Below are 22,123 nucleotides of genomic sequence, written 5' to 3' on the forward strand. Positions count from 1 at the left end.
CTTTTTATCTGTATATCCATACAGATAAAAGTTGCCCCCCAGCGCAACAAAAGCCATCCTGTGCACCTCCAGAACAACGATCAACGATGGTGGTTATGCGGCTGTACCTCTGTGAAAAACCTTCCCAGGCCAAAGACATTGCGGCCGTACTCGGTGCCAAGCGCCGGGGCGACGGCTGCTGGCTGGGAACGGACGTCACAGTGACCTGGTGCATCGGCCATCTGCTGGAAACCGCGCCGCCGGATGCCTACGACGCGCGCTATAAACGCTGGGTGCTGGCCGATCTGCCGATCATTCCGGAAAAATGGAAGATGACTGTCAAGCCGCGCACCGCCAGCCAGTACAAAGCGGTGAAGCGTCTGCTCGGCGAGGCCAGCGAGCTGATCATCGCCACCGATGCCGACCGTGAGGGCGAAATGATCGCCCGCGAACTGGTCGAGCACTGCCGCTATCGCGGGCCGATTCGGCGCTTGTGGCTGTCGGCGCTGGACGAAGCATCGATCCGCAAGGCGCTCGCCGCGCTGAAACCGGGTGCCGAAACCTTCAGCCTGTATCACTCGGCGCTGGGGCGATCGCGGGCAGATTGGCTGATCGGCATGAACATGAGTCGGCTGTTCACGCTGCTGGGGCGTCAGTCGGGTTATCAAGGCGTATTGCCGGTCGGCCGCGTGCAGACACCGACCCTGCGTCTGGTGGTGGATCGCGACCGCAGCATCGCCGATTTTGTGCCGGTGCCGTTCTGGGCGATCGACGTGGATCTGCTGCACAACGGCACGCCGTTCACCGCGCAGTGGCGGGCGCCGTCGGATGCTTGTGATGATCAGTATCGTTGCCTCAATCAAGCGCTGGCTCAGCAAGCGGCGGCGGCCATCGGCAATGCGGCGACTGCCCGAGTGGTCAAACTGCGCACCGAACGTATGCGCGAAGTAGCACCCCTGCCCTTCGATCTCGGCACGTTGCAAGAAGTCTGCTCGAAGAAACTCGGCCTCGGCGCGCAGGAAACCCTCGACATCGCCCAGGCACTCTACGAAACCTACAAAGTCGTCACCTACCCGCGCAGTGATTGCGGTTACCTGCCGCTGAGTCAGCACAGCGAGGCGCCGGGGATTCTTGCGGCGTTACGCCAGGCCGACCCGAGCCTTGAAGCGTTGAACGGCTTTCTCGAGCCTCAGCGCAAGTCGCGGGCGTGGAACGACGCCAAGGTCAGCGCTCACCACGGCATCATTCCCACAGCAGCAGCGAAGAACCTTGAGCGCCTGACCGGCAAACATCGCGCGGTCTACACGCTGATTCGCGCGCGCTATCTGGCGCAGTTCCTGCCCAACCACGAATACGATCGCACTCAGGCCGACTTCGATTGCGCCGGTGAAGCGCTGCGCGCGGTGGGCAAGCAGATTATCGAGCCGGGCTGGAAGCGCGCATTGCCTGAGGCGCTCGCACCGGCCAAGGGACGCGAGGCGCCAGCACCGCAAACCCTGCCAGCGCTGAGCCAAGGTGTTGAGTGCGCGGTGGCCGACGTGAAGTTCAAAGATCTGTGGACGCAGCCGCCCAAGCCTTACACCGAAGGCGATCTGATCAAGGCGATGAAGAATGTCGCCAAACTGGTGGAAGATCCGCTGCTCAAGCAGAAACTCAAGGACACCACCGGGATTGGCACCGAGGCCACTCGCGCATCGATCATTCAAGGATTGCTCGATCGTGGTTATCTGGTGAAGAACGGCAAGGCGCTGGCCGCCACACCCGCCGCGTTCAGCCTGATCGACGCCGTGCCCCGCGCGATTGCCGACCCCGGCACCACGGCGATCTGGGAACAGGCGCTGGACATGGTGCAAAGCGGCGAGATGAGTCTGGAAGAATTCGTCACCAAACAAGCGGCGTGGATGAGCAAGCAAGTGACACGCTGCTCCGCGCTGAGCCTGACCATCAGCGGCCCACCGCCGACCGGCAAAGCGGCGACACCGTGGAAGAAAAAGCGCAAATCCACCCGCAGCCCGGCTAAGCGCACAGCCAAATAAACTGATTTGCCGCGACCTTGTGGCGAGGGGATTTATCCCCGATGGGTTGCGAAGCAGCCCCTCTTTTGACTTTGAAAAAGCTGGGGACTGCTGCGCACTCCATCGGGGATAAATCCCCTCGCCACAGGGGTCTGAGTCCACACTGATGGGAAGCCATTGCCGAGAGCTGACGCCATGCCCACCATCACCCTCCACCCCGCCCAACGCGACGACCTCGACACCGTCAACAATCTCATGCAGTTCTACCTGCACGATCTCAGCGAATGGCTCCCGCTAAAACTCGCCCACCACGGCTTTTTCCCCAACCAACTCGAAGAAAGCTACTGGCGCCACCCCGCCACCCAACCCTTCCTGATCCACGTCGACGACGAACTAGCCGGTTTCATCATCGTCGACAACCAGACCCACCTCCCCGACACCGAATACAACATCAGCTATTTCTTCCTCGCCCGACGCTGGCGTGGCCAAGGTGTCGCCCAGTTTGTCGTCTCCACCCTCTTGAGACGGATCCCCGGGCAATGGCAAATTTTCCATATAGACGCCAACCTGCCCGCACAACGCTTCTGGGCCGGGCTCATCCCTCGATTGAGCGGCGGCGAATTCACCCGACAGCAGGGTGAAGTTGACGGTTACCCGTGCACCTTTTACGTTCTGCACGCACCTTTTTCCGTTGTTTGAACGGATCCTTTCTCATTCCAAAACAGCTTTGTCCGACAATATGTAGTGAGCAAAAATAATCACTACATAACTGTTGACGGCGTCGTTTTGCTTTTGCATGATGAAGACGTTCCCCGATCGGGAACATCGGTAACACGCTTGAGCAAACTCGTCTGACCGCCGAGTTGTTTTTTCCGGATACACGCTGCCCACAAGGCAGATTGAAGAAGCTGACCTGGCCTGAACGTCCAGTACAAGGACGAGAAGCGCTGGCGAAAATTCTCAAGACGCTTGTGGTCGACGGTGCACAGGTCGGCAAGGAGCCTCCCGGTTTTCGCTGCTTCTCCTCGTTGTGACGCTATTGCGTAGCAGTTATTCAACACGACTACATGCAACAGATGCACGACCCCGCATTTCAACGGGCGAGCGCTGACGTCCTGGTTTCGGTGCCAGGGATCAACTAACCGATGGGCTACCTGTATTAGCGAATCAACTTTGAAAGATAACCAGACTGGTCAAGGGGCAACATTATGAATCTGAACAATCAACCTACTATCGAAGAACTGGCTCGTATGTTCGCTGCGCAAAAAGACAGCCACGACAGCCACATTCTGTGGATCAGCAAATCGGGTCAGGTGCATATCGACTGCCTGGCGCCCCACGCTGGTGAAGACGAGTTCGACCAGAACAACCAGAACCTGCTGGCCCGCCTGAAGATGTACCGCCGCGGCCACGGCTATGTCGGCAAGAAAGCCGCGGCCGATCGGGACTTCATCGGTAATGTTCTGCAAACGCTGAAACAGGCGTGGGACTCGATGCAGAACAAGAACGAAGTTCGGGTGATTGATCGGTTCTGCTGATTCACTACTTTAATAATTGAAAGGGCCTGCTTCCTTATAAAGAAGCGGGCGCTTTTTTGTTCGCTTTATTGATATGGCTTGACTGGAATTGTAGCCCCTCACCCCAGCCCTCTCCCGAGGGAGAGGGAGCCGATTTGTGGTGCTTTCAAAATATGAGTTCGGCACAGCATTTTCAGGTCGGCGTAACTTGCACAAACACCTCGGTCAGTCCCCTCTCCCTCCGGGAGAGGGTTAGGGTGAGGGCATCTCCCGCTCCAACACCATTTCAACAAACGCCACCGCCGCCGCACTGTGATAATTATTCCGTCGCCGCAACAACGCCGCGCCACGCTGCGGCGCCTCACTCGCCACCCGCAACCGGCGTAGCGCTCGATCCTCCGTGGCAATCGCCTCCGGCAACATCGTCGCCATCGGTGAATGCCGAACCACTTCCAGCAACGTACTCACCGAATTCACCTCAATCCGCACTTTGGGCGTAATCCCGTGCTGACGAAAATACTCATCCACCGATAACCGCGTGATGAAATCCGACGCCAGCAACGCGAAATCCAGCTGCGCAATGTCATCCGGCGCCAGCACCGCAGTGCTCTCATACAGCGGATGCTCACGCCCGACCATAACCCCCAACGTCTCAGTAAATGCCGGAATGCACTCTATGTCCGGACTGCGCACCGGCGTAAATGCGATCGCAATGTCCAGCGAGTCATCCGCCAATCCCGCCTCGATGTCGTCCATCGACAATTCGAAAATCTGCAGATGAATCCCCGGATACCGCGCCGTAAAGTCGCGCACCAACGGCCCGACCAGATACGCCATAAACGTCGGCGTCATCGCCAGGCGCAAGCTGCCGCGCGACAGATCCTTCACGTCATGCAACGCGCGCTGCCCCGCCTCCAGCTCAACCAACACCCGCCGCGCGCATTCGATGTAAGCCTCGCCGGCATCGGTGGGTTTGACTGTGCGCGACGTCCGATCAAACAGCGTCACGCCAAGGGTTTCTTCCAACTGGCGGATTTGCTGCGACAACGTCGGCTGCGACACGTGCAGCGACTCGGCCGCACGGGTAAAGCCGCCGTGATCGGCAACGGCCAGCAGGTATCGCAAATGTCGCAGCAGCATGGGGCACACCATCTATAGGCAGGGCTTATGCGAAGCATTGTATATCGGTCTTGGACGCTATGGATCAATCGGCAGAAGATTGCTCCCACACAGCAAGCCAACCCTGAAAGGAGTGACACCATGCAACAGTCCCACGCCTACAACGACGCAAGCCTGGCCCTGACCACCCGCATTCTCGACATCAAGGCGCGCAAAAATCTCTCATGGCAGGATCTTGCCGACGGCACTGGTCTGAGCCTGGCCTACGTCACCGCTGCCCTGCTCGGCCAGCATCCGCTACCGGAAAATGCTGCTCAGGTCGTCGGCGACAAACTGGAACTGGACGCCGATGCGATTGCATCGCTGCAAATCATCCCGCTGCGTGGCAGCCTCAGTGGTGTGTCGACCGACCCGACCATCTACCGTTTCCACGAGATGATCCAGATCTACGGCACCACTCTGAAAGCACTGGTTCACGAGCAGTTCGGCGACGGCATCATCAGCGCAATCAACTTCAAACTCGACATCAAAAAAGTCGAAGACCCGGAAGGCGGTTCTCGCGCCGTGGTTACCCTCGACGGCAAATTCCTGCCGCTGCGTCCGTTCTGATCTGCCCCGGCCCGCACCCCGCGTGCGGGCCATCCGATCGCCCCTGAAGAGGACACGCACATGAAAGCCCTGATCGACGGTTTCTTGAAATTCCAGCACGAAGCCTTTCCGCAACGCAGCGAACTGTTCAAACACCTGGCGACCACCCAACAGCCCGGCACCTTGTTCATCACCTGTTCCGACAGCCGAGTCGTGCCGGAACTGCTGACCCAGCAAGAGCCCGGCGAGCTGTTTGTGATGCGTAATGCCGGCAATATCGTGCCGTCCTACAGCCCGCATCCGGGCGGGGTTTCGGCCACGGTGGAATACGCGGTTGCCGTGCTCGGTGTGACCGACATTGTGATTTGCGGGCATTCGGATTGCGGCGCGATGACCGCGATCGCCCAGTGCAAATGCATGGATCACCTGCCCGCCGTCAGCGGCTGGTTGCAGCATGCCGAGTCGGCGAAAGTGGTGAATGAAGCGCGAGCGCATGCCAGTGATGCGGCGAAGTTGAGTTCGATGGTGCGCGAAAATGTGATCGCGCAACTGGCGAATATTCAGACGCACCCGAGCGTGCGCCTGGCCCAGGAGAAAGGCCTGCTGAATCTGCATGGCTGGGTGTACGACATCGAGACGGGATCGATCGATGCGCTGTCGTCGGATCGGCGCACGTTTGTGCCGTTGGCGGAACAGCCGGCGACGTGTGCGGTTTACGCAAACAGCGCTGACGCAGCCTGAAACACCCCTGTAGGAGCTGCCGAAGGCTGCGATCTTTTGATCTTGATCTTAAAAAACAAGATCAAAAGATCGCAGCCTTCGGCAGCGCCTACAGGAGGCGAATCGTGTCGATGCGGGTTAGCGTTTTACGCTCAGGTCGATCTGGCTCATGCGGCTGCGCACCGTGAACACGCCATCCCCCGAAAGAATCGCGCTGCGTGCGAACAAGCGCCCACTCTCCCAGTTCGAAAGCCCCAGTTCCGGCTTGTTCAGCGCGTACTGCCCATCGACCCAACGGGTGATGCCATTGCCCACAAACGGCGCATTCACCGCGTTGTAAAAACGCTCTTGAACCGCCGCATCTTCACTGATCAACGACACCGTAAACTGCGGGCTATAGCGGTTGAACAGCGCAATCGCCTGATCCAGATCGTCAACGATCATCAGGCTGACTTCCGGGGTTTCTTCCCATTCCCACTCGCGGCCCAATGCCGATTGCGCCAGCGGTTCAGCCAAGGCTTCAGTCTGATAACCCTCGGCGCGATACACCTCGACCGTCGCGTTCTGCCATTCACTCGGCAGGTAACTTTCACTGCCCTCGACGATGTGCAATTTGCAGCCCTGACCGCGTGCGGTGCCGGCCTGCTGCAGCGCATCAAGAAACAACGGCACCAGTTCTGCCGCACGCTCACGCTGGATCAGGCAGACGTTCAGCGTGTTGCACACTTTGCGATCCAGTGAATTACGCACCACCGCGGCGAAGCGTTTGGCGTCGGCGTCGCGATCGGCAATCAGCCACGCCCCGCCCGTACCGTGCAGGCTGACGGCGGTGCCGGCCTGCTGGGCGATGCTACCCAGTTGACTCACCGCACGGCCCGAGCCGCGCGCCACGGCCAGCGACAAACGCCGATCGGCAAACATCGCCCAACCGGCGGCGTGGTTGACGCTTTCCACCAACGACACCGCACCGGCCGGCAAACCTGCCTCGGCCAGCGCTGGATTCAAGGCGTGGGTGACGATGGCTTGCGCGGTGCCCAAGGCATCGCTGCCAATACGCAGCACGGCGGTGTTGCCGGTGCGCAATACGCCGGCTGCGTCGGCGAACACGTTCGGCCGTCCTTCAAAGACAAACGCGACGATGCCCAGCGGTGAGACCACTTGCTCAACTTTCCAGCCGTCGTGCTCGACGCTGCTGATGACTTTGCCGCGCGTCGCGGCGGCATCACGCCAGGCGCGCAGGCCGGCGATCATGTCGCGGCGCATGCGTTCGTCGGCGAGCAATCGGGTGGTGGAACGGCCGCGGGACTTGGCACGTTCAATGTCGGCCAGGTTCGCCGCTTCGATCTGCGCCCAGCACTCTGCGGTTTCCAGACGCTGTGCGAACAGGTCGAAAAACTGGCTGATGGCTTCATCAGAGACTGCCGACAACGCAATGAAAGCCGAGGCCGCGCGTTCGATCGCCACCGAGGCGGCTTGTTGATCAACCACGGGAATCAACAGCAACTCGCCACTCACCTGCTCGACCAGCAGGTGGTCTCCGGGCTGAAACCGCGCGGCCAGTTCGGGGCTGACCACGGTGACGCGGTTGCCAGCGAAAGGGATCGGGGTGCCAGCGACGAGACGTTCGAGTGCAAGAGACATGAAGCGGATTCACCATGCAGGGAGCGGCCGGAAAATGTATAGGAACACCCTCCCAACAGGCAACACAAAACCCTTGTAGGAGCAGAGCTTGCTCGCGAAGACGGCTTGTCAGGCAACGGGTTTGTTGAATGTCAGGACGCTTTCGCGAGCAAGCTTTGCTCCTACAGATTGAGGTGTTTGGGTTAGAACACTGACCAGCCAATTCTGGCGCTAAGCATCTCCAGCGCTGCCATCCCCGCCAGCGAGTTACCCGCAGCATTCAGCTCCGGCGACCACACGCACACGGTGAACTGCCCCGGCACCACTGCGACAATCCCGCCACCGACGCCGCTCTTGCCCGGCAAACCCACGCGATAAGCAAAATTCCCCGCCTCGTCATACAGCCCACTGGTGGCCATGATCGAGTTGACCTGCTGAGTCTGCCGCCGCGCGAGAATCTGCTCGCCGCTGTGTTTACAAAAACCGTCGTTGGCCAAAAAGCAAAACGCCCGCGCCAGATCGATGCAATTCATCCGCAGTGCGCAGTGGCTGAAGTAACTGCGCAGCACTGCCTCGACGTCGTTGTGAAAGTTGCCGAACGATTGCATCAGATACGCCATCGCCGCATTGCGCGCGCGGTGCTGGTATTCGGACTCGGCGACTTTGCCGTCGATCATGATCTGCGGGTTGCCCGACAGGCGCCGCACGAAGTCGCGCATCGACAGGGTCGGCGCGGCGAAGCGTGACTGGTTGATGTCGCAGATCACCAGCGCACCGGCATTGATGAACGGGTTGCGCGGGCGGCCGCGTTCGAATTCCAGCTGCACCAGCGAGTTGAAGGGCTGGCCCGACGGCTCGTGGCCGAGGCGTTCCCAGATCGCTTCGCCGGAATGTTCGATGGCCTGCACCAGGCTGAACACCTTGGAAATACTCTGCACCGAGAACGGCGTTTCGGCGTCGCCGGCGCAGTACATTTCGCCGTCGTTGCCGTACACGGCGATGCCCAATTGATTGGCCGGCACGGTGCCGAGGGCGGGAATGTAGTCAGCCACCTTGCCCTGTCCGATCAGAGGACGGACAGCGTCAAGGATCTCGTTCAACAGCGCTTGCATGCCGGGTTCCGAAGTCTCGCCCCATGGGATTGCGGGGACACTGGGGCTAGACGCTGCGCGAGCAAATCAGATCACAGTTGCCCGTGTAGGAGCTGCCGCAGGCTGCGATCTTTTGATGTTGCCTTTAAAAGACAAGATCAAGAGATCGCAGCCTTCGGCAGCTCCTACAGGGGAAATTGTTGAGTCAGTGTGCGCGATCGAGGCCGGCGAGCAAGGCGCTGTCGCGGCTGTAGATGTCCGGCGCATAGCGCACGTGGCCGTCGCTGCCGACTTGCGCCGTCCAGTAAGTCATCAGGATCGGCACCGGTGCAGACAGACGAAATTCGTGAGTCGTCCCGGTCGCCAACAGCGTTTCGGTACGGGCCTTTTCCGCCGGGCTCAGCAACAAATCCCGCAGTTGCATTGGGTGCTCGACCCGCACGCAACCCGAGCTGAACGCACGCGGCCCCTTGTCGAACAGCGCCTTGCTCGGCGTGTCATGCAAGTACACCGAGAACGGATTGGGAAAACGAATGACCATCTGCCCCAGCGGATTGCGCGGGCCGGCGTCCTGACGCAAAAGGATGTTACCGGGATTGTCCCAGTCCACATCCGCCGCAGCCAAAGGCTGGCCGTTGGCATCGAGCACTTGCAGATTCTGACGGCTGAGGAAAGTCTGATCCTTGCGAATCGCCGGCAGTTTGTCTTCTTTCCAGATGGTCGGCGGCACCGTCCAGGTCGGGTTGAGGGTCAGGCGCGTGACGCGAGATTTCAGCAGCGGTGTCTGCCGCTCGGCGCGTCCGACCTGGGTACGGGTCTGCCACACCGGTTGGCCGCCCTGATACAGGGTTAATTCGGCAGCGGCGACGTTGACCAGCAACCCATCCGGTTCCATGTCCTGCGCCATCCAGCGGAAACGTTCGAGGTTGACCCGCAGCTGTTCGCGGCGCGTCAGCGGACTGATGTTGAGTTCGGCAATTGTCCCCGGCCCGACCACGCCGTCTGCCTGCAACGAATGATTGGCCTGAAAACTTTTCACCGCCTCGACCAGCACACCCTCGTAAGCGTTGCCCGGCGTGCTGCCGGCGTGGGCCAGATAGCCTTCGCTGTACAGACGCTGCGCCAGTTCCGGCACGCGTTTGTCTTCCATGTCCGGACGCAGCAACGGCCCATTACCGACCGATTGCCATTGCGGCAAAGCCTTGAGACGTTGTGCGGCGTAGAGGTGACGCAGGCTCTGATATTGCGCGAGGTGTGGACGCGCGCGATCGAAGGCGCCGGGAATGTCCTGCATGCCCGGCACGGCAATCGCGAACAATTCCGCCTGACGGTCACGCGGGGTGTCATCGGCATGCCACAGCGGCTCGAAGTGCGACTGCAACAGGCTTCCGTAATGCAGATCCTGCAGGGCTTGCAAGTAGTAGCGGCTGATGTCGATGTCGGCGCAGAGTTCGCCATCCTGCGGAGGAATGCTCGCCACCGGATAGCGCTTTGGATTCAGGCCATCGTCGGCCAACAGCGGCAATTGCGCCTGCAAAGCCTGCAAACGTCCGGATTCGCTGGCCCACACTGGCATCCAGTCCTGCTGTTCATAGAACGCCTGCAACTGGGTCAACGCCGCCACGCTCAGACGCGCAGCAATCGCCGGACAGGCCTGCGGCAGACTGATCAAAACAGCCTGCAACGGACTCTGCGGTTCGACCGGCAACTCGGCCGGTGGCGTCGGCAGCGTCTGCAAGGGCGGCAGCGGCTCATCGGCACAAGCGACAAACGGCGCAGCGAGCAAACAAATGCTCAAGTAGCATGCGTACTTTTTGAACAACTGCTTTACTCCAATCCATGGCCGTCCAGATGACGGTCAACCTTACAACAGGTGTGCTGAACAGTCAGGCTCGATCTTCGGGCGTGGCGGTTATGACTGGGAGTCAGGAGCCAAAGTGCCAAATGAGTAGCAAGTGAGGACACTTTATAAATGTTGACGTTTTTGCGCCGACTTCTGCTGTCCACCGCGACCCTTGTCGCTGTGACCAGTCCAGTTTTTGCCGCCGGCAAACCATCGCCGGTTCTCTACAACAGCCTCGCCCACGCCGCGCCAGAACTCAATCCCCAGGCGCTGAAAGGTGCATTAAGCGCCATGCAATGCGCAGTCAACAATGGGGCGAAGCCGTCCCGCCATCTGGCCGTCATCGATTATTCGCAACCGTCCACAGAACGCCGCTTGTGGATTTTCGACCTGAGCAAACAGAAGTTGGTTCTACGCGATTTGGTGGCGCACGGTTCCAACTCCGGCGAAAACTTCGCCACGCAGTTTTCCAACCGTGAAGGCAGTTACCAATCCAGCCTCGGCCTGTTCCGCACGCAGGAAAGTTACAGCGGCGCCCACGGTTATTCGTTGCGCATGGACGGTCTGGAACCGGGCTTCAATGACATGGCCCGCGATCGCGCGATCGTCATTCACGCCGCCAGTTATGTGAATCCATTGTGGAGCAAGAAACAGGGGCGCATCGGCCGCAGCCAGGGTTGCCCGGCGGTTCGGCCGCAGATTGCCAAGCAAGTGATTGATCGACTGAAGGATGGCCAGTTCATGTTTTCCTGGTACCCGGATCAGCGCTGGCTGAAATCCTCGCCGTACCTCAACTGCCAACCGCAGCAGGTGGCAAGCATCCTCAGCACCCACGCCAGCTAACCAACACAAATCCCCCTGTAGGAGCTGCCGAAGGCTGCGATCTCTTGATTTTGATTGTTAAAAACAAAATCAAAAGATCGCAGCCTTCGGCAGCTCCTACAGGGGTGTATTTCATTACAACTTTGTCATTCAGCTGTCGGTTTGCCGTGCGGATCGCTCGGTAGCCTGATGTTGTCCCGGCGCTAACGCCGATCAACACCAACCACTGAGTGACTGACCATGAAAACCCTCCTGCTCGCCCTCACCACCCTCCTCGCCACCGGTTCCGTGTTCGCCGCGAACATGCCCGACACCGCCGTCATCCATGACAAATCCGCCTTCTACGTCAATCTGGATGTCGACAAAGTCCTCTCCAGCACCGATATTTCTCAGGCCTGCGGTGTGGTTTCGGCGCAACTCAACTACCTCGACCATCAGGGCCGCGAACATGTGCTGAACTATGACGTGCAAGGCAGCGGCTGCATCAATGACCATTGAGAGTGATCGATGAATATTCTGGTTGTCGAAGACGAACCCAAGGCCGGCAATTATCTGCTCAACGGTTTGCAGGAACTCGGCTACAGCGTAAGCCTGGCGCGCAACGGCGCCGACGGTTTGCACCTGGCGCTGGAACACAGCTTCGACGTGATCGTGCTCGATGTGATGATGCCGAAAATGGATGGCTGGGAAGTCCTGCGCCGGCTACGCAAGGAGGCCGACACGCCGGTGCTGTTCCTCACCGCCCGCGACGATATCGCCGACCGCGTCAAAGGCCTCGAACTGGGCGCGGACGATTACCTGATCAAACCGTTTTCCTTCGCCGAACTGGTGGCGCGTCTGCGCACCCTGACCCGACGCGGGCCGATTCATGAAGATGAACAACTGCAAGTCGCCGACCTGCAAATCGACGTGCTCAAACGCCGAGTGAGTCGCGGCGGAGTGCGCATCACCCTGACCAATAAAGAGTTCGCCTTGCTGCAACTGTTCGCCACGCACACCGGGCAGGTGCTCGCGCGTTCGCTGATCGCGTCGCGGGTGTGGGACATGAATTTCGACAGCGACACCAACGTGGTCGATGTCGCCGTACGCCGCTTACGGGCGAAAATCGATGACCCGTTCCAGCTCAAGCTGATCCACAGCGTGCGCGGCATCGGCTACCGTTTCGACACGCAGCCATGAGCGCGAAACGGACGTATTCCCTGACCCTGCGCTTGGCGCTGGTGTTCGCCCTGCTCGCCTTCGCGTCGCTGGCCGGGCTCGGCGCGGCGCTGTACAGCGAGCTGGAAGAACAGCTGATTCGCCGCGACGACATTTCGCTGGTCAGCCGCGTCGACCAGTTGCGCACCTTCCTTAACGACAGTAACACCCTCGAGCTGATCAAGAATAAACCGGCGCTGTTCCAGAACATGCTCGGCAACCGCGAGGCACTGCTGACCATCGGCGCGCCGGGTGAACCGCCATTGCTGGTGGTCAATCCGGGCAATCTGACCACGCCGACATTGCCAGCGGTGCCGATCAATCACACGATGACGCTGAACGATATACAGCATCTGCCGAACGTTAACGGCGTACCGTTTTCGGCGGTGGCGGCTGAGATCGACTCTGGTGAACTGGGCAATCTGCAAGTCACAACCGGACGCCTGATGAGCGAACGCACGGCGATGCTCGCCAATTACCGTTTGAGCGTTTATGGCCTGGCGACGTTGGCGGCGCTGCTGCTCGCAGTGATCGGCTGTTTGCTGGTGTATCGCGGTTTGCTGCCATTGCGCCGATTGGCCAGGCACGCTCATGGCATCGGTGTCGGCAATCTCGGCGAACGCCTCGACAGCCAGGGCGCGCCACGGGAATTGCTGCCGATGATCGATGCGTTCAACGCCATGCTCGATCGCCTCGCCAAAGGTTTTGCGCAGTTGAGTCAGGTGTCCACCGACATGGCTCACGAACTGCGCACGCCGATCAATAACCTTCTTGGCGAAACTCAAGTCGCCCTGCATCAGAACCGCAGCATCGAAGCCTATCAGCAGTTGCTCGCCTCTAATGTCGAAGAGCTGGAACGGCTGACGCGGATGCTCGACAACATGCTGTTTCTTGCGCGCACTGATCCGGCGAGTGCGCTGAGCCAGCGTCAGGAGCTGGATGCGGCGGACGAGATGCAGCGCATTGCTGATTATTTTGAAGGGTTGGCGGCGGATGTTGGCGTGTGCATTGAAGCGCGTGGCAGCGGTGTGATCTGGGCCGAGCCGATGTTGCTGCGGCGGGCGCTGGCGAACCTTTGCGCGAATGCGATCAAGTACGGTGCGGCGGATTCGACAGTGCAGGTTGAAGCGATCGCTGAGCCTGAGGGCAGTTATCTGCGGGTGCGTAACCACGGCGCGACCATTGCGCCTGAGCATCTGGCGCGGTTGTTCGAGCGCTTTTATCGCGTGGATCAGTCGCGCGAGCGTTCAGCGCAATCGAACGGTTTGGGCCTGTCGATTGTTGCGACGATCATGCAGTTGCATCAGGGCCGGTACAGCGCCAGCAGTGCGGATGGCGTGACCTGCTTCGAACTGTTCTTCCCTGCCCGACAAACCAACACAAATCCCCTGTAGGAGTGAGCCTGCTCGCGATAGCGGTGGTTCAGCCTACCTCTTCATTGACTGATACACCGCTATCGCGAGCAGGCTCACTCCTACATTTGACCGCGGTTCGACTGATGATCAGGGTTGTCAGCATGAGGGCCGTGGCGACCGCGAAGGTGATGTGTAAACCACTGGCAATCGCTGCCGCCGGCGCCTCCGTCGGATCCCCCGCCGCCAGTGCAAACACCGCGCCCATCACCGCCGCCCCGGTGATCAAGCCCAGATTGCGCGCCAGCCCCAACAGCGCCGAGACTACCCCGCGCTGATCCTGACTCACGCCGGCCATCAACCCGGTGTTATTGGCCGCCTGAAACAACGCATAGCTGACCGCAACCATCGCAATCGGCAACACGTACGCAAACACGCCAAGGCTCATCGGCAACGACGCCAACAAGCCACAACCACAAGCCAAGCCCAGCAACGCACCCGGCACGATCCGGCGCGCGCCAAAGCGATCCACCAGACGCCCGGCCGGCACACCGCCAAACGCCGCCAACAACGGCCCGATCGACAACACCAGTCCAACCATGGTGCTGCTCAAACCCAAACCCCGGCTCAAGTAAAACGGCCCAACCACCAATGTGGTCATCATCACGGTAGTCACCAATAACGTCAGCAAGAGGCTGCTGCTCAATCGCCGGTCGGCAAACAGCGACAAGCGAATAAGCGGCGCCTTAACCCTCATCTCGATAAAAACAAACAGCCCCGCACCGCACGCGCTGACCAGCAATAACGGCAGGGCCAGACCTGTCAGCGTCATCGCCAGCGCATAAGCCGCCAGCGTCAACACCAACACCCCGGTGCCGAAATAATCAAAGGCAACCCGTGTGCTGATCGCTCGATCTGCCGGCAGATAGCGGAACACCAACCACGCATTGAGCAAACCCAGCGGTACGTTGAGCAGAAAAATCGAATGCCAGCCGAGATGCGCCATCAACAATCCGCCCAGCGACGGCCCGAGGGTGGTGCCGGTCGCTGACATGGTCGCCAACAAACCCATCGCACTGCCCGCCCGTGACTTCGGCACTGCATCGGCCACCAACGCGACCGTCAAGGCAAACATGATCGCCGCGCCAACGCCTTGCACCGCTCGCGCGCCGATCAACCAACCCAGTCCCGGTGCCAACGCACAACACAACGAGGCAGCGGTGAAAACGCCGATGCCGATCAACAGCAATCGGCGCCGACCGATGCCGTCGCCCAGTCGCCCGACGCTGACAATCAGCGTGGTGACTGTCAGCAGGTAAGCCAGAACGATCCACTGCACCTGTTGGAACGTCGCATCAAACGCCGTCGCAAGTATCGGTAAGCCGGCATTGGCAATGCTGGTGTCCAGCGACGGCATCAACATCGACAGGGCCAGACTGGTCAGCGCCCAGCGGGCTGAAGTGGTCAGGGGTTCTCGCGGCATCTTTCGCTCACTTGGCAGAGGTGATGCTGCATAGCCTGAGCCTCGACAATACAAGGCACAAGACGCATGCTTTGCACTCGATACCTGCATGGAACGCCATGTCATGTCTGCGCCCGATCTGAACCTGTTGATCACCCTCGACGTGCTGCTGCGCGAAGGCAGCGTCGCCCGCGCGGCCAAGTGCCTGCGATTGAGTCCTTCGGCGATGAGTCGCGCCCTGGCCCGTCTGCGCGAGACCACCGGCGATCCGCTGCTGGTGCGGGCCGGTCGCGGTCTGGTGCCGACGCCGCGTGCGTTGGAGTTGCGCGAACGCGTCAGTCATCTGGTGCAGGAAGCCGAGGCGGTGTTGCGCCCTGCCGACGTGCTCGACCCGAGCCGATTGCAACGCACCTTTACCCTGCGCAACACCGACGGTTTTGTCGAAACTTTCGCCGCCGCCCTGCTCGCACGCATTGCTGAAAAAGCACCCGGTGTGCGCCTGCGTTTTGTGCAGAAGGCCGACAAGGACAGCACGCCGCTGCGCGAGGGCCGCGTCGATCTGGAGACCGGCGTGATCGACGACAGCACCGACCCGACGCTGCACAGCCGCATTCTGTTTCAGGATCACTGGATCGGTGTGGTGCGTGAGGGGCATCCCTTGAGTTCAGGAAAAGTCAGCAGCAAGCGTTTTACCGGTGGCGAGCACATTCTGATTTCCCGACGCGGGCGCAGCAGCGGCCCGGTAGACGAAGCGCTGCTCGCACTCGGGCTGACGCGGGACATCGTCACCTCATTCGGCGGTTTTTCCGCGGCGCTGACGCTGGTGCGCGAATCGGATTTGATCGCCACCGTTCCGGAGCGCCACACCAGCAAACTGCGCAGCGGCCTGCACAGTTTCGCTCTGCCCTTCGAGATGCCGCCGATCAGCGTCTCAATGCTTTGGCATCCGCGCATGGACGCTGATCCGGCACACCGCTGGTTGCGCGATTGTGTGCGTCAGGTCTGCGCCTAACGCGCGTCGCCACCGGCCGGTTTATAGAAGAGGAATTTTTTCGTTTCGGCGGTTTTGCGGTACTCCTTGGCCCAGCTCGGGTGGACGTTGCGGTCGTGGAAGTACAGCGCGCCGCGGGTGCGATCCGGGAGCTGACGGTTGAGCGCTTTGCCGGCGATTTCCTTGGCCAGCGCGTATTCGGAGTCCTCCTTGACCTGATCGGCCTTGCCATCGCACCACCAGGAAAACTGGCAGCTCTTGGTTTCCGATCCCTGCTTGACCACCGCGCACACGGTGTCAGGAAAACCTTCGTGGCCGAGACGATTCATCACCACGCTGGCCACCGCTTCCATTTCCGGGGTGTCTTTGCCCTTGGCTTCCCAATAGATACTGCGCGCCAGGCAGGTCAGCGGATCATCCAGCGGTGCAGCGCCGGCAGGGTCGACCGCTTGCGCTTCGGTCGGGGTAATCGCTTCGGCTTTCGGCGCCGGTGCGCTGCTGACTTTGTCCGCCGCTTTTTCCTCCAGCACCTGCGCTTTCTCTTCAGCTTTCGCCTTGATCGGGGCCTGATCGGTGGCCCATGCGGAGCCCGCCAACAGGATGCAAACCATACAGCCAGCCAAGCCTTTCAATCCCATGTCAGTTCTTCCGGCAGCGCCCGCTAAGGGCAACGTGTTGCGTGGGTGAGACGCCCGGATCCCGGGGTCTTCGGTGAGTGTAGACGGCAAAACGCCAGACAAAGTTGCGCAGAAAAAACCGCCGAATGAAGAAAAAGACATTGCACCCACCGGGGGCCTTTCGCGCATCATGGGCGCATTCAGCTCAAGGGAGATTTCCATGCGCTTCATGCCATTCGTTTTGCGTTGTGCCGCGTTGTCCGCCGGCATTGTGTTGGCCATCCCGGCGCTGGCCAGCGATGAATCGCAGCTGATCGAGTCGATCAACAGCTACCGCAGCCAGCCGCAACGCTGCGGTTCGCAAGCCTCCAATGAGTTGCCGCCGCTGTCGGCCGATCCCCGCTTGCGCCTGCCGGCCAGTGGCGCGGTGGATTTGCAGCAAGCCATGGCCAGCGCCAGTTACCCGATGGTCAATGTGCAGGCGATCACGCTGAATGGCCCGCGCGATGCGGCGTCGGCGATGCAGGCGATTCAGGAGAGTTTTTGTCAGGTGGTGCTCGATCCGCAGTTCGTCGATGTCGGCGTCAGCCGCGCCGATCGCGATTGGCGCATTGTGCTGGCGCGACCGCTGTTGTCGGCCAAACTCGGCGATGCGCAAAGTGAAGGGCAAAAACTGCTGGAGCAACTCAACGTCGCCCGCAGTCAGCCGCGCCAGTGCGGTGGTCAGGCCTTCGCCGCTGCCGCACCGTTGGCCTGGAATGCTGCGCTGGGCACGATTTCCCAGGATCACAGCCGCGACATGGCCAACAACAATTATTTCGACCACAAGGATCGCGACGGCCGCACCCCCGGCGACCGCGCTGAACTGGCCGGTTACAGCGGTCAACTGGTCGGCGAAAACATCGCCGCCGGCCAAGACACCGTGCGCAAAGTCGTCGACGGCTGGATCGCCAGCCCCGGCCACTGCGCCAACCTGATGAACCCACAATACAAAGAACTCGGCGCCGCCTACGCTACCGACCCGAAAAGCAGCGCAGGCATCTACTGGACCGCCATGTTCGGCGCGCAGTAACCTGAATCTCAAACATCCCACAGATCCAATGTGGGAGTGGGCTTGCTCACGAAGAGGCCGGCACATTCAGGATTGATGTCGACTGACCTGACCTCTTCGCGAGCAAGCCCGCTCCCACAGGGCCTGAGGTGTTCGGAAGATTTTGGGCATGACCGAGATCTAATGTGGGAGTGGGCTTGCTCACGAAGGGGTCGAGACATTCAGCATTGATGTCGACTGAACCGGCGCCTTCGCGAGCAAGCCCGCTCCCACACTGGGTTGTGGGTGGATGGGGGATGTGGGCATGACCGGGATTTAATGTGGGAGTGGGCTTGCTCACGAAGGGGTCGGCGCATTCAACATTGATGTCGACTGATCGGACACCTTCGCGAGCAAGCCCGCTCCCACAGTGGATTGTCGGTGGTGGGAGGATTTGGGCATGACCGAAATTAGAGGTCATACCCAAACAGCATCCCACAATGGGTAATCTCCCAGTTTTTCCACCAACCCTGCCCGCAATGGGTTGGCAACCACATATCGAGCCAGTTTTACCAAGTCCTCCTCCTTACGCAGCGCATGGTCATGAAAGCTCTGTTGCCACAAGCTGCCTGTTCGGCCGGTGGCATTGTTGATCGATCGAGTACTCAGGGATTTTGCTTCACACATCAGTTGGCCGAGTGATCCTTTCTGCAGTTGGATCAACCAATGAAAGTGATCCGGCATAACCACCCACGCCAACGATTCGGCAAAGCCCTCCTCCTGTGCTTTTCTGAATTGATGAACGACCAGTCTGCCGAGCCTGTAGTCCTTGAATATAGGCTCCCTTCCCAAGGTATTAGCGGTTAGAAGATAGATGCGATTTTGTTCGCAATAACGGCCGGTTCTGAGTCGATGGGATGAAAAACGTTCGGGCATTCCTTTGCCTTAATCATGATTGAGTTCAAAAAAAGGCTAGTTCAGCACGGGTCGTGATGGAGCCATGTTTATTGGCAAGATGTGTCTGTACACCGGATTAAAGGTGGGAGTGGGCTCGCTCACGAAGGGGTCGGCGCATTCAACATTGATGTCGACTGTCCTGACGCCTTCGCGAGCAAGCCCGCTCCCACAGGGGGACTGAGGTGGATGGGGGATTTTGGGCATGACAGAGATCAAAGGTGGGAGTGGGCTTGCTCACGAAGAGGTCGGCGCATTCAACATTGATGTCGACTGATCGGACGCCTTCGCGAGCAAGCCCGCTCCCACAGGGGGGGTCTGAGGTGTTTGGAGGATTTTGGGCATAACAGAGATCAAAGGTGGGAGTGGGCTTGCTCACGAAGAGGTCGGCGCATTCAACATTGATGTCGACTGATCGGACGCCTTCGCGAGCAAGCTCTGCTCCTACAGGGGGTTCAGGGGTCATCAATTTGATCAATCGTGCGGTCATTCAAACTGATTGGACGCGCCTTTCTGGCGCTCTTACTCTGCGCCGCCATTGCAGCCAACTAGACTCATCGGCGTGGCGCTGCACAACCGGTTGATCCGCCACGCCCCCATGCATAACCAGGACAGAACAGCATGATCGTCCGACCCAAGATTCATCCCATTGCCATCCTGTTCACCCTCAAGGGTTCGATCGCCAAACGCATCGCCTTGCGCGCGCTGATGATCACGCTGTTGGCGTCGGCCATTGTGCTGGTGGAAATCCTCCATCCGAGCTATTTCGCCAGTGTCAGCGCGACGCCGTTTACGCTGCTCGGTTTGTCGCTGTCGATCTTCATGAGTTTTCGCAACAACGCCTGTTATGACCGCTGGTACGAAGCGCGCAAGGCGTGGGGCGAGGTGATCGTGCACATTCGTTCGATCATTCGCGAAACCCATGTCATCCGTGACTCCGCCGAGCGCAAACCGTTGCTGCTCAACCTGTGTGGCTTCGCCCATGCGCTGAACGCCCGGTTACGTAAAGAAAGCGAAACGGATGCCAGCAGCCAATGGGTCATGCCCAAGCCTGATCCGCAGACGCCCGATTACAGCGGACGAATTCTGCAAACGGTCGGCCAGCAGTGTTCCGACTTGCATCAAAACGGTGAGCTGACGGAGTGGCGCTACATGCTGCTCGCCAATCACTTGACCAGCCTCACCCAAGCGCAGGCGGTGTGCGACCGGATCAAAACCACGCCGCTGCCGTTTCCCTACACGCTGTTGCTGCATCGCACGATTTATCTGTTCTGCATCCTGCTGCCCTTCGCCATGGCCGAACCGTTGGGCTGGTTGACGCCACTGTTCACGGCGATTGTCAGCTACACGTTTTTCGGCCTCGATGCGATTGCCGATGAGCTGGAAGACCCCTTTGGCCGCGACGAGAATGATCTGCCAACGGATGCGCTGGTGCGCACGCTGGAGCGCGATATTCTCTGGGAGCTCGGCGCAGAAATGCCGCCGGCGCTTAAGCCTGTGGACTATGTCTTGAGCTGACCCCAAATTTCCCCAACCCCCCAATATAGACGAGCACCACAAAACCCTTGTAGGAGTGAGCCTGCTCGCGAAAGCGGATTGCCAGCCAACATCGTTGTCGCCTGACTTGCCGCTATCGCGAGCAGGCTCACTCCTACAGTTGTGTTTTTTGCAGGGCTTTGAAGAGTTTGCTGTCCGCCAGACGCTGCGCATCGGCCACTTTGCCGGCGGTCGATAAGCCTTTAAACACTTCCGATTGGACGAATACGCCCTCAAATGAGATCGTCGCGCCCTGCACCTTTGGTGCGCGGTACGCATCTGCGTCAATACTCCACCCAGAAATCCCATCGAGCAGGTGCCGTCGTGGACATCAAACAACTCAAATTCCTGATCGCACTGGACGAAACCCGTCACTTCGGTCAGGCCGCCGCCCGCTGCCACATCACTCAGCCGACCCTGTCGATGCGCCTGCGCAATCTCGAAGAGGAGCTGGATCTGGTGCTGGTCAACCGTGGTCAGCGCTTTGAGGGGTTCACCGAGGCTGGCGAGCGCGTACTGGCCTGGGCCCGCACGTTGCTGGCGGCGCATGATGGCTTGTTCGCCGAAGCGGCGGCCTGTCGCGGGCAACTGGTCGGCAGTCTGCGCCTGGGTCTGGTGCCGCTGAGCAGCTTCAATCCTGTCGATTATATTCAGGGATTGTCAGGGTCTTATCCCGAGTTGACGTTCAGCCTTTCCTCGCTCAGCTCCGACGAGATCATCGCCAGTCTGGGCAACAATCAACTGGACTTGGGCGTGTGCTATCTCGATCACGTCAATCCGGCCTATTTCGAGTTTTTCGAGATCGGTCAAACCCGCGTCGGATTGCTCTACGACAACCGGCATTTCCAGTTCGAAGGCACTCAGATGAGTTGGGAAGAAGCCGCGCAATTGCCGCTGGGCATGATCACCACCGGCATGCATTACCGCAAATCCATAGACCTGAGTTTTCGCAGTCGCGGCTTGAGTCCGCAGCCGATCATGGAGAGTGATTCGACCTATCAGTTGTTACAGGCGATTCACCAGGGTTTCTGTTGCGCGATCATGCCGCTGGACAGCGGAATGGAGGAGCCGATTGAACATCTGTCGTTCATGACCCTGCCGGACGCCAGTGTGCTCGCACCGTTGGGGATGGTGATGCGCAAGACCGAACCGCGTTCGGCGATTGCTGAAAAGTGTTTTGCTGAAGCGCGGAAGATGCTTGAGGGCTGATGTGCACATCTGACCCAAGGCCAAATACAAAACCTGTGGTGAGGGGATTTATCCCCGATGGACTGCGCAGCAGGCCCAGATTTTTTGGGGCTGCTGCGCAACCCGTCGGGGATAAATCCCCTCACCACAGGGTTTTTGGCAAACCTGCACAAGAGGGGTTGTCAGAAGCAGGTGTTCAAGATATTTCACATTGATCGTTTACACGCCCGCGGATTCCCCCTTACTATCCGGGCACACCGGTCGACGGGTCAGTCCCGTCTCCGACGTTTTCCGCCAACGGAAACACGCGTTATGAGTACGTATCTACAACAACTAAAATCGTTGAACGTCTCCGCTGTGTGCGCCCTCTGTCATAGGGGCCGCGCATGAATCGTATCGTCAATCTCCCCATGGCCCTGCGCCGTTCCAAGTTGCGTCACTCCGCACGCCCGCCGGATGTCTGCGTTTCTGCCTGATCACGT

20 protein-coding genes are annotated in these 22,123 nt (G+C 59.7%); 13 read left to right on the top strand and 7 right to left on the bottom strand.

The genetic code is table 11. The features are described 5' to 3' along the window. The first annotated feature begins 95 nt into the window (after positions 1-95). The 3 genes from ACIOMO_RS05935 (at position 96) to ACIOMO_RS05945 (ending at position 3,532) form a co-directional block, all read left to right on the top strand. Entirely contained in the window at positions 96-2,015 is a 1,920-nt protein-coding gene (locus ACIOMO_RS05935) for a DNA topoisomerase III (RefSeq protein WP_401238941.1), read from the top strand. Between the two features lie 174 nt (positions 2,016-2,189). Next, entirely contained in the window at positions 2,190-2,693 is a 504-nt protein-coding gene (locus ACIOMO_RS05940) for a GNAT family N-acetyltransferase (protein ID WP_401238944.1), read from the top strand. Positions 2,694-3,202: 509 nt separating this feature from the next. Next, a complete protein-coding gene (locus ACIOMO_RS05945) occupies positions 3,203-3,532 on the top strand; it encodes a hypothetical protein (RefSeq protein WP_212545945.1) in 330 nt (109 codons plus the stop codon). 231 nt (positions 3,533-3,763) lie between these two features. Here the strand turns inward: ACIOMO_RS05945 and cynR are convergent, their stop codons facing one another. After that, positions 3,764-4,651: a transcriptional regulator CynR gene (cynR, locus tag ACIOMO_RS05950; RefSeq protein WP_401238948.1), complete on the bottom strand. Its 888-nt coding sequence runs from the start codon at positions 4,649-4,651 to the stop codon at positions 3,764-3,766. 120 nt (positions 4,652-4,771) lie between these two features. Here cynR and cynS point away from each other — a divergent pair, with 120 nt between their 5' ends. Together cynS and ACIOMO_RS05960 are read left to right on the top strand one after the other, a co-directional pair. Beyond that, on the top strand, positions 4,772-5,239 hold the full coding sequence (gene cynS, locus ACIOMO_RS05955; RefSeq protein WP_401238951.1) for a cyanase: 468 nt from the start codon (positions 4,772-4,774) through the stop codon (positions 5,237-5,239). Between the two features lie 60 nt (positions 5,240-5,299). Continuing rightward, a complete protein-coding gene (locus ACIOMO_RS05960; protein ID WP_401238954.1) occupies positions 5,300-5,959 on the top strand; it encodes a carbonic anhydrase in 660 nt (219 codons plus the stop codon). A gap of 117 nt (positions 5,960-6,076) precedes the next feature. On the opposite strand, the gene ACIOMO_RS05965 is transcribed toward ACIOMO_RS05960, so the two are convergent. From ACIOMO_RS05965 to ACIOMO_RS05975, 3 genes are all read right to left on the bottom strand, one after another. Then, entirely contained in the window at positions 6,077-7,579 is a 1,503-nt protein-coding gene (locus tag ACIOMO_RS05965) for an aldehyde dehydrogenase family protein (RefSeq protein ID WP_401238957.1), read from the bottom strand. A gap of 182 nt (positions 7,580-7,761) precedes the next feature. Continuing rightward, complete coding sequence (glsB, locus tag ACIOMO_RS05970; protein WP_401238960.1) at positions 7,762-8,670, bottom strand: glutaminase B; 909 nt, start codon at positions 8,668-8,670, stop codon at positions 7,762-7,764. 184 nt (positions 8,671-8,854) lie between these two features. Next, positions 8,855-10,471 carry a murein L,D-transpeptidase gene (locus ACIOMO_RS05975; RefSeq protein WP_401238963.1) on the bottom strand — a complete coding sequence of 539 codons (1,617 nt, stop codon included), beginning with the start codon at positions 10,469-10,471 and terminating at the stop codon, positions 8,855-8,857. Between the two features lie 150 nt (positions 10,472-10,621). Here ACIOMO_RS05975 and ACIOMO_RS05980 point away from each other — a divergent pair, with 150 nt between their 5' ends. The 4 genes from ACIOMO_RS05980 (at position 10,622) to ACIOMO_RS05995 (ending at position 13,905) form a co-directional block, all read left to right on the top strand. Then, a complete protein-coding gene (locus ACIOMO_RS05980) occupies positions 10,622-11,335 on the top strand; it encodes a murein L,D-transpeptidase catalytic domain family protein (protein ID WP_053121034.1) in 714 nt (237 codons plus the stop codon). Positions 11,336-11,554: 219 nt separating this feature from the next. Further along, on the top strand, positions 11,555-11,812 hold the full coding sequence (locus ACIOMO_RS05985; protein WP_401238966.1) for a DUF2790 domain-containing protein: 258 nt from the start codon (positions 11,555-11,557) through the stop codon (positions 11,810-11,812). 9 nt (positions 11,813-11,821) lie between these two features. Next, positions 11,822-12,493, top strand: a complete 672-nt coding sequence (locus ACIOMO_RS05990; RefSeq protein ID WP_159812423.1) for a heavy metal response regulator transcription factor — start codon at positions 11,822-11,824, stop codon at positions 12,491-12,493. Continuing rightward, the gene (locus tag ACIOMO_RS05995; protein ID WP_401238970.1) at positions 12,490-13,905 is read left to right on the top strand and encodes a heavy metal sensor histidine kinase; all 1,416 of its coding nucleotides are present in this window, start codon (positions 12,490-12,492) and stop codon (positions 13,903-13,905) included. Before ACIOMO_RS05990 ends, ACIOMO_RS05995 begins: the two co-directional genes overlap by 4 nt. Positions 13,906-13,933: 28 nt before the next feature. Here ACIOMO_RS05995 and ACIOMO_RS06000 read toward each other — a convergent pair whose 3' ends face one another. Beyond that, positions 13,934-15,346 (bottom strand): MFS transporter, encoded by a 1,413-nt coding sequence (locus tag ACIOMO_RS06000; protein ID WP_401238973.1) that lies wholly within the window; start codon positions 15,344-15,346, stop codon positions 13,934-13,936. Between the two features lie 103 nt (positions 15,347-15,449). Between ACIOMO_RS06000 and ACIOMO_RS06005 the strand changes: the two genes are divergently transcribed. Beyond that, positions 15,450-16,337 carry a LysR family transcriptional regulator gene (locus tag ACIOMO_RS06005; RefSeq protein ID WP_401238976.1) on the top strand — a complete coding sequence of 296 codons (888 nt, stop codon included), beginning with the start codon at positions 15,450-15,452 and terminating at the stop codon, positions 16,335-16,337. Here ACIOMO_RS06005 and ACIOMO_RS06010 read toward each other — a convergent pair. Then, complete coding sequence (locus tag ACIOMO_RS06010) at positions 16,334-16,954, bottom strand: cell wall hydrolase (RefSeq protein WP_053121048.1); 621 nt, start codon at positions 16,952-16,954, stop codon at positions 16,334-16,336. The two genes, ACIOMO_RS06005 and ACIOMO_RS06010, sit on opposite strands and share 4 nt — an antisense overlap. Before the next feature lie 208 nt (positions 16,955-17,162). Between ACIOMO_RS06010 and ACIOMO_RS06015 the strand changes: the two genes are divergently transcribed. After that, positions 17,163-18,005 (top strand): CAP domain-containing protein, encoded by an 843-nt coding sequence (locus tag ACIOMO_RS06015; RefSeq protein ID WP_401239448.1) that lies wholly within the window; start codon positions 17,163-17,165, stop codon positions 18,003-18,005. 435 nt (positions 18,006-18,440) lie between these two features. Here ACIOMO_RS06015 and ACIOMO_RS06020 read toward each other — a convergent pair whose 3' ends face one another. After that, positions 18,441-18,899 carry an REP-associated tyrosine transposase gene (locus ACIOMO_RS06020; RefSeq protein ID WP_401238979.1) on the bottom strand — a complete coding sequence of 153 codons (459 nt, stop codon included), beginning with the start codon at positions 18,897-18,899 and terminating at the stop codon, positions 18,441-18,443. A gap of 639 nt (positions 18,900-19,538) precedes the next feature. Here ACIOMO_RS06020 and ACIOMO_RS06025 point away from each other — a divergent pair. After that, positions 19,539-20,435: a bestrophin family protein gene (locus ACIOMO_RS06025; RefSeq protein WP_401238982.1), complete on the top strand. Its 897-nt coding sequence runs from the start codon at positions 19,539-19,541 to the stop codon at positions 20,433-20,435. 342 nt (positions 20,436-20,777) lie between these two features. Beyond that, a complete protein-coding gene (locus ACIOMO_RS06030; protein WP_401238984.1) occupies positions 20,778-21,662 on the top strand; it encodes a LysR family transcriptional regulator in 885 nt (294 codons plus the stop codon). The last annotated feature ends 461 nt before the right edge of the window (positions 21,663-22,123 follow it).

The organism is Pseudomonas sp. NPDC087804, from assembly GCF_044742965.1.
GTDB classification, from domain to species: Bacteria; Pseudomonadota; Gammaproteobacteria; order Pseudomonadales; family Pseudomonadaceae; genus Aquipseudomonas; species Aquipseudomonas rustica.

What these genes read in the sequence shown, in the direction of transcription:
- ACIOMO_RS05935 (WP_401238941.1), top strand. Translation starts at nt 96, where the DNA reads ATGCGGCTGTACCTCTGTGAAAAACCTTCCCAGGCCAAAGACATTGCG.
- ACIOMO_RS05940 (WP_401238944.1), top strand. Translation starts at nt 2,190, where the DNA reads ATGCCCACCATCACCCTCCACCCCGCCCAACGCGACGACCTCGACACC.
- ACIOMO_RS05945 (WP_212545945.1), top strand. Translation starts at nt 3,203, where the DNA reads ATGAATCTGAACAATCAACCTACTATCGAAGAACTGGCTCGTATGTTC.
- cynR (WP_401238948.1), bottom strand. Translation starts at nt 4,651, where the DNA reads ATGCTGCTGCGACATTTGCGATACCTGCTGGCCGTTGCCGATCACGGC.
- cynS (WP_401238951.1), top strand. Translation starts at nt 4,772, where the DNA reads ATGCAACAGTCCCACGCCTACAACGACGCAAGCCTGGCCCTGACCACC.
- ACIOMO_RS05960 (WP_401238954.1), top strand. Translation starts at nt 5,300, where the DNA reads ATGAAAGCCCTGATCGACGGTTTCTTGAAATTCCAGCACGAAGCCTTT.
- ACIOMO_RS05965 (WP_401238957.1), bottom strand. Translation starts at nt 7,579, where the DNA reads ATGTCTCTTGCACTCGAACGTCTCGTCGCTGGCACCCCGATCCCTTTC.
- glsB (WP_401238960.1), bottom strand. Translation starts at nt 8,670, where the DNA reads ATGCAAGCGCTGTTGAACGAGATCCTTGACGCTGTCCGTCCTCTGATC.
- ACIOMO_RS05980 (WP_053121034.1), top strand. Translation starts at nt 10,622, where the DNA reads ATGTTGACGTTTTTGCGCCGACTTCTGCTGTCCACCGCGACCCTTGTC.
- ACIOMO_RS05985 (WP_401238966.1), top strand. Translation starts at nt 11,555, where the DNA reads ATGAAAACCCTCCTGCTCGCCCTCACCACCCTCCTCGCCACCGGTTCC.
- ACIOMO_RS05990 (WP_159812423.1), top strand. Translation starts at nt 11,822, where the DNA reads ATGAATATTCTGGTTGTCGAAGACGAACCCAAGGCCGGCAATTATCTG.
- ACIOMO_RS05995 (WP_401238970.1), top strand. Translation starts at nt 12,490, where the DNA reads ATGAGCGCGAAACGGACGTATTCCCTGACCCTGCGCTTGGCGCTGGTG.
- ACIOMO_RS06000 (WP_401238973.1), bottom strand. Translation starts at nt 15,346, where the DNA reads ATGCCGCGAGAACCCCTGACCACTTCAGCCCGCTGGGCGCTGACCAGT.
- ACIOMO_RS06005 (WP_401238976.1), top strand. Translation starts at nt 15,450, where the DNA reads ATGTCTGCGCCCGATCTGAACCTGTTGATCACCCTCGACGTGCTGCTG.
- ACIOMO_RS06010 (WP_053121048.1), bottom strand. Translation starts at nt 16,954, where the DNA reads ATGGGATTGAAAGGCTTGGCTGGCTGTATGGTTTGCATCCTGTTGGCG.
- ACIOMO_RS06015 (WP_401239448.1), top strand. Translation starts at nt 17,163, where the DNA reads ATGCCATTCGTTTTGCGTTGTGCCGCGTTGTCCGCCGGCATTGTGTTG.
- ACIOMO_RS06020 (WP_401238979.1), bottom strand. Translation starts at nt 18,899, where the DNA reads ATGCCCGAACGTTTTTCATCCCATCGACTCAGAACCGGCCGTTATTGC.
- ACIOMO_RS06025 (WP_401238982.1), top strand. Translation starts at nt 19,539, where the DNA reads ATGATCGTCCGACCCAAGATTCATCCCATTGCCATCCTGTTCACCCTC.